The following is a 10,216-nucleotide window of genomic DNA, read 5'->3' on the forward strand; positions in this document are numbered from 1 at the left end:
GTTTCATTTCGGGACAAAAATATCCCTGCAAAATCCCTGATCTTTTGCCCGCAGCCGGCAAAAAGTGAGCTAACGCTTGGGAAATCTGTCAGTTCCAGAGGCAATGATGCGAATCCCTGTTAGATCCCTGCCTCAGCTCCAAATTTGCGGATTTTGGGCAAAATTCCACGTTTTTCTGTTCGCGAAAAGAATGGTTCGCTGTATATATCACTGTTCTTCAGAAAATGTCCGCACAGAATCGCGGAAGAAACTTACCAGCGCTGATGCACGCACGTTCTGATCTTCCCTTCGTAGATTCTCTTGACTGCGGCCATGGCGTCGCTGCTCAACGGCGGTAAGTCGGAAGCGCGGCAGTTCTCTGTGACCTGATCGGGACGCTTGCCTCCCGGGATCGCGCATGTGACTGCGTCGAACATCAGAATCCAGCGCAGGGCGAATTGGCTCATGGTCATTCCTGCCGGCAACAGACGGCGAATCTCTTCCACCGCTTGCAAGCTCAGATCGTAGTCGACTCCGGAAAAGGTCTCGCCCACGTCGAAGGCTTCTCCGTGACGATTGAAATTGCGGTGATCGTCAGCGGCGAATTGCGAATCGCGCCGCAGCTTTCCGGTCAGCATTCCGCTTGAAAGCGGTACGCGCGCGAGAATCCCAATTTGGCGCTGTTTCGCGAGCGGAAAGAAAACGTCAGCCGGGCGCTGGCGAAAGCAGTTGAAGATGATCTGCACGCTCTGCACGTTGGGATACTCGATGGCCTTCATCGCCTCTTCTACCCGCTCGACACTCACTCCGTAAAACCGCAACTTGCCGGCGCGGACGAAGTCGTCGAGTATGCCGAAAACCTCGGGATGGTAATAGAGGTCGGTTGGCGGGCAATGCAACTGCAGCAGATCGATGGTGTCGGTAGCGAGATTGCGCAGACTGTCATTGATCCACGTCGTAAGGTTTTGCCGGCTGTAGCCCTCGGTCGTTTGTCGAGGCAGGCGGCGTCCGGCTTTCGTAGCTACGATGATTTCCTCTTTACGTTCTTTCTTTAGTCGCGCCACCAGACGCTCGCTGCGTCCGTCGCCATAGACGTCGGCAGTGTCGATAAAGTTCACGCCGGAGTCGATGGCGGTGCGCAAAGCTCCGAGCGCGTCATCTTCGGAGACGTGTCCCCATGCTCCGCCGATCGCCCATGCTCCAAAACTGATCTCCGATACATTCCAGCCTGTGCGGCCGAGTGGTCGATATTTCATCTGTCTTCCTGTGGAATCTCGCGGGCAGTAAGGATAAAGCAAGGATGCCCTACAGCGTCTTTCGGGATCTTCGGTTACGACAAAGTTGGCAACACAGGTCGGCTGTAATAACTGCGTTCTCCTGATGACTTTGGCCCGGAGCGAGACAGAAGGCCTGGTTCGCTGGCGCGCTAAACGGCGCGTTTCATCGGCTTCAGGATCGAGACAGAAATATTCACGGCGAATAGCGTAACCGCCAAAAGCTCAACAATGGCTGAGACTGGCAGAACATGCCACGCTGGCCGCCAATAGCCCTCGTATGCAGGAATTTCCGCGAAGACTCGCAGGACACAACCAATATTGAGAAGCACAAGCGACCACAGCATAATCGTCGGACTGAACAGAATCTTCATGCCGCAGAATGCCGGCAGCACTCGTTGGCCAATCGCGAAAACCATAACTGCTATGAATCCGACAGTCAATGCGTGGCGCGAAGCTCCCCAAATGCCATCCGCGCGATCTGCTCCGGTCGCCCAAACGGTAAGCAGGGCGGCGATCCCCAGCCACACATATGCAGCGCGTACAAAAATGGGAAATGAGGAGTGCACGTTCAGCATCTTTGGCCCGTGTTTTGCAGGCTCGAAGATGTGCAGCGCCAGCATGACCGCCAGAGCACCATTGAGGAGCAGGAACGCTGAGACTTTAAACAAGCCAAGCAGCGCAGTAGATACTCCTGCCAGATTGATCAGCAGAGCAGCGATCAGACCTCGTTCTGATGGTGTTGCCAAACCAAGGAATACGGGCAGCCACTTGGCGTTGAATCCCCAGATCGCGAGCACGAGAAAGCCCCACGTGGAGAGTACGAGCATGCGTTGGTCAAGTCCGTGCGGAAATGCCGGGCCGGAGTTGCGTATAGCGATAAGTATGCATAAAGCGAGGTTTGCGGTCAGCGACGCCAGGAAGCCAAAAATCGAGCTGACCACCAGCGTCATCCATGCTTCGGATTCACGGTTTGGTTTGCGCTCTCGCCTGAGGCAATGCTGAAACAGCGCGAACGCCGATAATTCCAGCATTGCCGAAATGGGAAGCAGCGTACGCCAATGCCATGCGTAAATGTTGGTTGTCCAACGCAGGAGCACGCCGATCGTCCATAAGGCCCAGCACAGCCAGCCCCGACTCAAGGGAAAAGGCGCGCTATGCTGCATCTTCCGCAGAGAATACAGGCCGATGCCCAGAATGAATGTACCGATCCAGCCGAAGATCTGCGCATGCCCGTGCGCCTGAATCCATGCCGGCGAAAGCGTCGTCACCGAACGTGACTCGCTGATCGAGATTAGGTTCCACACTCCGAGAAAGGTTCCCGGCAGCAGCATGAACGCCAAGCCGGTCAGGATGAATGCCGTGACCAGCCTTTGCGCACCGCGCTCACGATCGATCGCGCTTTGTATTTTTGTGTCGCGCAGGGTTGCTTCGATCTGTAGGAGCGTCGCTGGACTCATGCTGGAGCGCAGGCTTTCGATTCAGTCTCGATCGCTCTCGGGAACAGAATGTTGTTCTCGAGGTACACGTGGCGATGCAGGTCCTGCTCGAAATCACGCAGCCCATCGTAGAGCGCGCGATAGCTCATGCAGGCTCCGTCTGGCACCGTGTATCCGCTGCTCAGATCCCGTATCTGCTGCATCTCCTTGCCGGCCTTTTCGTGGTCGCGCATCATGCACTCTACGGGACGCGTTACGCTGCCAAACGGAGTGGGTGGGGGCACCTCGCCTTCGCTGCTTGTCCGCTCTAGAGCGTTGATGTAAGGAAAAAGCACCTGCTCTTCTTTCTGCATATGATTGAGCATGTCCTCGCCAACGAAGGCGAAGACCAGCTTCATGGGTGTGAGCTCCGGATGAACACTCCCATGACGGGAATTCACTTTCTCGAGCAGCGCGTTCAACCGTGGAATCTCCTTGCGGACGTAAGCGTGATGGCTTTCCACGATATGCCGCGTCAGTTCGGAAAGAGGTGCTTGATGCCAATGCCCAAAATCAGGATCTGGAATCGTTTCGTTCAATTCCCCTAAACGGCCAAGCAGCATTTCAAGCGAGACGCCTGCCGCTTGGCATGCTTGCGCGATGGACTTGTTCCCGCCGCAGCAGTAGTCGATGCCAAGGTCGTCGAAGATGCGAATCGAAGAAGGGAGTTGATGAGCGATCTCGCGGACCGTGTTTGCGGGTTTGAATGTCATAGCCGCTCCTGTTTCTTCCAATCTACTAAAGGGGAGGACACGGTTCAGTGACTTGTGTCACAGGAGGCCGGCGATGAAAGCGGGAGGTTAGGAAGCTACTTTCTGCTGCGCCTCAAGCGCAGCCAGGTCTTTGACCAGGACCTCGCGGCCGTCAACTTCGATCAGGCCTTCAGCCTGAAGGCGCGCCAGATTGCGCGAAACCAATTCGCGAACTGTTCCGATCTCAAACGCGATCTCCTGGTGTCCAGCTTTGAGCGACAATTGAATGCCACGTGCAGTTCGCTTCCCTTCGGCTTCTGCCATCCGGACTAGCAGAGCGATTACCCGCTGGCGTACGGTCGTGAACGAGAGTTCTTCGACGATTGCAACCAGCCGCCGCAATCGCGATCCGACGACGGCGAGTACTTTGAGCGCAACCTGCGGATGTTCAAGGCAGAATGCCTGAAAAGCCTGACGAGAGATGAAGACGGCTTCCGTTTCTCCTACCGCATTTGCCGAAGCCGGATAATCCCCTCCGTCGAAGACGGGGAGCTCGGCAATCGAGCTGCCCGGACCCTCCACGGCCAACACCTGTTCCCGCCCATTCGGCGCCGATTTGAAGATGCGCACCGCTCCTTTCGAGACGACGAACAACCCGTCGCATTTATCGCCTTCTGTGAATAGCCGCTCACCGTCTTTATATCTCTTGCGAACCGCTCGTTTGCTGAGTGATTCGCGTTCTGCGGGCGTGAGTCCAGAGAAAAGTTGCGTCTTCAGCAGCGAGTCGGTGACGGGAGTAACTGGAGTGCTGTGGAGAGCCATGTAACTCCGCGAGAAAACACTTATTGTACGCATCCTCTGCGGGCTTGCGCTTGGTGACAATAATCACATCCAGGATTTTGAACTTGGACCGACAATGAAATAGGTTTTTCAGCATTGCGGCTGTACGGACTCTTTTTAGTCGTCGGAGGTGACATGAGCAGTGAAGACTTGGAGAAGGGATTTGCGCGCTTCCTTGAGCTGAGCACGGAAATCGAACAATTAAATAAGACGAAACCTTGGGCAAAAGGCTACGTCTCGAAGGTTCTGCTGAAGACTTCAGACTTAAGACTGGTGCTGCTCGCGATGCAGGGTGGCTCACGTATGCCTCAGCATCACTCGGAAGGACGCATCGCGGTGCACTGTCTCCGCGGATCGATTCGTCTTCAGCTTGCTTCAGAAGCGCGCGACTTGCGGGAACACGACGTACTCGCGCTTGATCGCAAGGTCGAGCACGACGTTCAGGCAATTGAAGATTCTGTATTCCTGCTGACGCTTGTCTTGCCTCAGCAGTCGTCGGTTGGCAAGGCTTAGGGTCGTCGCAGGCGCTTATCGAAGCCGAACAGATATAGCAGTAGAGCTGCGTTAATCAAGAAGAGCACGCCGGAAGCAATGGCCGCATGCAGGGGCGTTCCCGAATCGTGACGAAACACAGCATCAACGCTCGCGGACAAAAGCCAGAGTTGCACGATCACTCCTACTCCAACCAACGTAAGGAGCGCAGTAAAGAGCGTCGTGCCTTGTTCCTGCCGGTTCATTTACACCTCGACTCCGACAGCGAAAATGTCATTCCCGTTTTGCTCCAGCTTAATGCGTGGCAGAGGGCGCGTTGGCGGGCCGGCAGTGGGACGGCCTTCCTCTACAGTGAAATAGCCGTGATGGCAGGGACAGAAGAGCGTGTTCTCCTCAGCACGGTGTATGACCGCGCAGGAAAGATGTGTGCATACCTGCGAGTATGCGACCAGTTCTCCGGCGCGATCGCGAATAAGAATGCAGGGATCTTCGTCAGTGGGGTAACGGAAGAGCTGCGATCCTCCGGCAGGAATCTGGTCCGCGGAGGCAATCTTCAGTTTGGGAAACCTTCCGCCGTGCTGGAGATGCGGAACGGAAGCGGCAATGAAGTTTGCGCCGGCAATCAGCAGCGAGCCCAGGCTAAGAAACTTCACCATTTCGCGGCGCGTGACATATTCGTCTTTATCCCACTGGACGGGAAAGTCCTCGCGCCATCGTGTCTCCTTCTTATCGCAACCCGGACAGTCTTTGCATTTATCGTCGTTCTGCATTCTCAGTCTCCGGACAGCAGCGCCGCCACGTCGTATTCGTTGGTGTGCCTGATCCCAATTTGCTCCAGACCAACGTCAATACGTTCGACACTTCGCGGGACCAGCACGTTGACTTTGGTACGCACGACCTCGCCGCCAAACTGCCATTCATTGATGGCGAGCCCCTGGCGCGTGCGCTCGATGTTCTCGCGTGTCGTGTAGGTTAGGGCGCCGGACGGACACACCGTGGCGCACATTGGACGCTTGCCCACACTCGTCCGGTCGTAGCACATATCGCACTTCATCATCTGGTTGATCTCGGCGCGATACTTGGGCACTCCAAACGGACACGCCAACACGCAGTTCGAGCAGCCGATGCAGCGCGGCTTGAGCGAGCTTTGCACCACGCCGTCTGGCGTCTTCTTGATGGCGTCAGCCGGACATACCTGCGCGCAGATCGGATCTTCGCAATGCATGCAGACCTGCGGCGCAGTCTGGACGCTGTCCGGACGCATGATCGTCTCCAGGTGGATCATGGAGACGCCGCGGTGGGTATCGCACTCTTCGCACGCCTGCACGCAAGCCTTGCAGCCGATGCAGCGCGAATAATCGATGAAGAACTCCATCTCGTTCATCGCACGCCTCCAGCCTGCATCTCCAGTTTCGAAATGGGATCGTGGGGCACAGCCGCTTTCTTCACTCGTACAGCGCAAATCTTGTACTCGGGAATGTTGGACATAGGATCGATGTTGCGGACTGTCATGTTGTTGGCTGCACGTTCCAGCGGCCAGTGGTAAGGAACGAACACGGTGTCCGGTCGAATGGTCTTCACCACGTTTGCGCGCACTGTGACCGAACCACGGCGACTCTCAACAGTTACGAAATCGCCCTCGGTAATGCCGAGCTTGCTAGCGAGCAGAGGATGAATCTCACACACCGGCTGCGGATACTGATCGACGAGCGCGCCGATGCGCCGAGTCTGCGAGCCTGAGAGATACTGAGAGACCACTCGACCAGTCGTAAGAATGATTGGATACTCGGCATCCGGTTCTTCGGCCGCCGGTCGCCACTCGACGACTTGCATGTGCGCCTTGCCGTCCGGATGAGAAAACTTTCCGCCTTCATACAGCCGAGGTGTACCCGGATGATCGAGCGAAGGGCATGGCCAGAAGACTCCCATTTCGCGATCGATGCGGTCCCAAGTAATGCCGTAGTAATCATTGGGACCGCCTCGGGAGGCCATGCGTAGCTCCTCAAACATCTCGGCAGGCGAGTTATAGGAGAACTTGTCTCCCGCTCCGAGCCGCGCAGCCAGATCGCAGATGATCTTCCAGTCGACACGCGCATCGGCAGGAGGATCTACGGCTTTGCGATGATGAATCACGCGCCCTTCGACATTGGTCGTAGTGCCTTCATCTTCTTCCATGAGAGAGCCGGCTAGTACGACATCGGCATACCTTCCCGCTTCGGAAAGAAAGAAATCGATCGTGCAGAAGAACTCGAGTTTTTCCAGCGCCTCGCGCACCCAGGAATTATTCGGCAGCGAAACCATGGGATTGCAGCAAATCGATAGCATTCCTTTGATTTTGCCTGCGTGGATCGCTTCCAGAATGGGAATGAATGTGATGCCCTTGTGCGGAATACTCTGTTCAGGAACTCCCCACACTTCGGCGATGTATTTGCGATGCTCGGGATTCTCGATGTCGCGCCCGCCGGGTAGCTGATCGCATTTCTGGCCGTGCTCGCGTCCGCCTTGGCCATTGCCTTGGCCGGTGATCATCGCGTAGCCGCAGCCTTCGCGGCCGATGCGCCCGGTGGCGAGCACCAGATTCATGGCCGCCATGCAGTTCTGCACGCCTTTGGAGTGATGTTCGAGGCCACGTGCATGAAGAAGGAAGCTGGTCTCGGCGGGTCCCCAGATCTCGGCAGCTCGAATGATCATGCTCGCCGGAACTCCCGCGATCTTTGCAGCATATTCCGGCGTGTATTTGCGCAGGCTCTCCTCAACTTGCTCCCAGCCTGTGGTGTGCTGCGCGAGGAATTCACGGTCGATCCATCCGCGCTCGATCATCACGTGCAGCATGCCGTTGAAGACGCCGATATCACCGCCTGACCTTACGGGAATGTAGAGATCGGCGTTGCGCGCAATCGGAGTCATTCGTGGATCGAGAATGATGACCTTGGCTCCGTTCTCGCGTGCCTGCCAGAAGTAATTCGTTGTGATCGGCGAGCATTCCGCGACATTCGATCCGGCAGCGAGAATGGCTTTCGCCTTGGGAATGTCGCTCCACGGATTCGCCGATCGATCGAGGCCAAAGACTTTTTTCGACGCCACGCCGGCCGACACCATGCAGAGCCGTCCGTTGTAGTCGATGTTCGCAGTGCGCACGGCGACACGAGCGAACTTGCCCATGAGATACGCTTTCTCGTTGGTCAACGACGCGCCGCCGATCAGCGCGAAGGAATCGTTGCCGTAAGCTCCCTGAATGCGGCGAATCTCGCTCGCAACTTTGTCCAGAGCTTCGTTCCACGAAACCGGCACAAAACCCGTGCCCTCCTTCCGCATGAGCGGAGCCTTAAGGCGGTCCGGATGCTCATGCTGCATGTAGCGCTTCACACCCTTGGGACACAAGCGGCCTTGATTGAAAGGAAAATCCTCCCAGGGCTCAAAGCCGATCACGCGATTGTCTTTGACTTTGAGCTGAATGCCGCATTGCTGCCCGCAGAAGCAGCAATGGGTTTTTACAATGCGATCGGGTTCCACATCGGAACTCCAGCCGGTGACCGGGACGCGGTTAAGCGATGGTCCGAACTCATGAACGAGAGTGACGACGTCTACTGGTAATTTGGCCATATTGATACGGCATCTTCTGCAACGCGCGAGCCTTGCGCCCGCCACTTCCCATCCTGGGCCATGGCGAGCGACTTGCGACGACATGGTGGGCAGACGTCCTGGTAATGGGCACCCTTCGGCAACTCGTAACGAATCTGCAGCCCCCGTTCCACTTCCTTCAGATCATCGACGTGCATCTGCGAAGCAAACTCCTGTCCGCAGCGGAGGCACCTCGCCTGTGGGCCGGCCGTGCCGAGGTCTTTATAGAACTGCACGCCGATCTGGGCGGGACGCTGAAAAATGTGAAAGAACTTGCCAAACGGCAAATAAAGAAGGGTGAAAATCACCGTGACGGCATGCAGCATGGAGAGAAAGCCGTAGTTCAATCCATGCAGCAGGTGCGTGGATGCCGTGAGAAACAGCCCTGTAATGGAAATTGCGAACAGTAGCAACAGTGGCATCATGTCCTGCGCAAACTGCTGCACCGCAATGGCGCCCCGATCGCGCGCGCGGCGGAACAGCGCCAGCGAAACTCCCGCGAGGACCATTACCGCCGAGATGTCGAGGATGTTGAAGCTGATCGCAGCAATGATAGTCCCAAGATGGAACTGACCAACCTGCACTCCGAAGAAAAAGGCGCGATAGACGTTCTGGTCGGTGGGCGCGCTCTCGAAGTGAACCCATCCGAATGACAGAGGAAACGTGACGGCTGCAGCGAGAATGCATCCCCAGGCAATCAGCCAATGCGCCGCCCAGCGTAGATGCGAGCGTTTTTCAATGAAGCGCTGCGCGAAGAAGTCCGCAAGGAAAAGCTGGATCAGCCGGCCGATGTTCTTGATCAGTACCGATGGACGAAAGAAGATCTGCCATCCGCGAAACCAATACTTGCGCGTGGGTGGACGCCGCAGCCACATGCCATAGCGATATCCAATTCCAAAGGCCGCAAAGACGCTGGCGCCCGCATACGGAATAAGAGCAGCGTCGAAATGACGAAAGCGGTTGCTGCCGAGGTAGATCAGCAGGATCAAAACCGCGGCGACTACGATTCCCCAGAACATGGCATGGTGAACATCACGTTCACCTCGCCGGCTTACATATTGCATCTGCTCCGCTTGTGAGTTCATGCAGATACCTGAAATATGCCGTCAACGACGAATCTCTCTACAACTAAACCTCGAACCACAATTGATGCAAGTCTCTCTCAAGCTGTTTCAGCTTGAGGTCTGAACAAGGTCGCAATCTGCGCCACAAAACCGACAAATGTCACGATCCATGCCGCGAGCGATACATACGCAAACAGTCTCGGAAGCCAGTCCAAGAATGAAATCTGCAGCGCGTGAAAAAGCTGATAGGTGCTCACGCTGTACATGCCGAGCGGGAAGACCGCTCCCCAATACAACGGGTCATATTTGAGAGCAAACCTCTTGTACACGTGGCGCCAGAATCCAAGAATGAGCAGCATTGGAATCCACCAGGTCGCCGTGGCCCAGAAGAACATCGTGAAGCCTTTGATAAACGGCAGCATGTCCTGGATAAAGGGCGCCAGCCCGGCGTTTTGTATAAGAGTTGCTCCTGCGAGCGTCGAGATGGCCATTGCGCCCATATTGATCCAATACGGGGGCATCAAGTCCGACGGCACAAACTTGAAGAAAGTGTAGCGATAAAAAATCAGCGAGATGATCCAGATGTACAGCATTCCTCCGCACAGCCACAGGACAAGCGAGACAAAGATCATGAGCTGCTGATAATTCAGCCACTGGCGCGCAAGCAACGCCGTCAGGACAGCTACAGCTTGCGTCGCGACTACTGAGAGCAGCCATCCACCATGAATCCCCTCGGCCAGCGTCGGCTTATTCTCCTTCACCGTGAAAGCAGTAAA

11 protein-coding genes are annotated in these 10,216 nt (G+C 56.1%); 1 reads left to right on the plus strand and 10 read right to left on the minus strand.

Going from position 1 to position 10,216, the window contains the following annotated elements; translation table 11 throughout:
• Positions 1–251 precede the first annotated feature (251 nt).
• From VFU50_02195 to VFU50_02210, 4 genes are all read right to left on the minus strand, one after another.
• Positions 252–1,235 (minus strand): aldo/keto reductase, encoded by a 984-nt coding sequence (locus tag VFU50_02195; GenBank protein ID HEU5231641.1) that lies wholly within the window; start codon positions 1,233–1,235, stop codon positions 252–254.
• 170 nt (positions 1,236–1,405) lie between these two features.
• Entirely contained in the window at positions 1,406–2,713 is a 1,308-nt protein-coding gene (locus VFU50_02200; protein ID HEU5231642.1) for an NnrS family protein, read from the minus strand.
• On the minus strand, positions 2,710–3,444 hold the full coding sequence (gene ric, locus VFU50_02205) for an iron-sulfur cluster repair di-iron protein (GenBank protein HEU5231643.1): 735 nt from the start codon (positions 3,442–3,444) through the stop codon (positions 2,710–2,712). Before ric ends, VFU50_02200 begins: the two co-directional genes overlap by 4 nt.
• Positions 3,445–3,531: 87 nt before the next feature.
• The gene (locus tag VFU50_02210; GenBank protein HEU5231644.1) at positions 3,532–4,245 is read right to left on the minus strand and encodes a Crp/Fnr family transcriptional regulator; all 714 of its coding nucleotides are present in this window, start codon (positions 4,243–4,245) and stop codon (positions 3,532–3,534) included.
• Positions 4,246–4,398: 153 nt separating this feature from the next.
• On the opposite strand from VFU50_02210, the gene VFU50_02215 reads away from it, so the two are divergent.
• Complete coding sequence (locus tag VFU50_02215) at positions 4,399–4,776, plus strand: hypothetical protein (protein HEU5231645.1); 378 nt, start codon at positions 4,399–4,401, stop codon at positions 4,774–4,776.
• Here the strand turns inward: VFU50_02215 and VFU50_02220 are convergent.
• From VFU50_02220 to VFU50_02245, 6 genes are all read right to left on the minus strand, one after another.
• Complete coding sequence (locus VFU50_02220; GenBank protein HEU5231646.1) at positions 4,773–5,000, minus strand: DUF6755 family protein; 228 nt, start codon at positions 4,998–5,000, stop codon at positions 4,773–4,775. The genes VFU50_02215 and VFU50_02220 overlap by 4 nt on opposite strands.
• Positions 5,001–5,525, minus strand: coding sequence for a Rieske 2Fe-2S domain-containing protein (locus tag VFU50_02225; protein HEU5231647.1), 525 nt, complete (start codon positions 5,523–5,525; stop codon positions 5,001–5,003).
• A gap of 2 nt (positions 5,526–5,527) precedes the next feature.
• On the minus strand, positions 5,528–6,139 hold the full coding sequence (locus VFU50_02230; protein ID HEU5231648.1) for a 4Fe-4S dicluster domain-containing protein: 612 nt from the start codon (positions 6,137–6,139) through the stop codon (positions 5,528–5,530).
• Entirely contained in the window at positions 6,136–8,358 is a 2,223-nt protein-coding gene (locus tag VFU50_02235; protein ID HEU5231649.1) for a molybdopterin oxidoreductase family protein, read from the minus strand. The genes VFU50_02230 and VFU50_02235 overlap by 4 nt, the downstream gene beginning before the upstream one ends.
• The gene (locus VFU50_02240) at positions 8,340–9,461 is read right to left on the minus strand and encodes a hypothetical protein (GenBank protein HEU5231650.1); all 1,122 of its coding nucleotides are present in this window, start codon (positions 9,459–9,461) and stop codon (positions 8,340–8,342) included. Before VFU50_02240 ends, VFU50_02235 begins: the two co-directional genes overlap by 19 nt.
• Before the next feature lie 77 nt (positions 9,462–9,538).
• Positions 9,539–10,216: tellurite resistance/C4-dicarboxylate transporter family protein (locus VFU50_02245; GenBank protein ID HEU5231651.1), on the minus strand; the 678-nt coding region annotated here is incomplete at its 5' end.

It is taken from the genome of Terriglobales bacterium, assembly GCA_035764005.1.
In the GTDB taxonomy this organism is placed as follows: Bacteria; Acidobacteriota; Terriglobia; order Terriglobales; family Acidobacteriaceae; genus Gp1-AA112.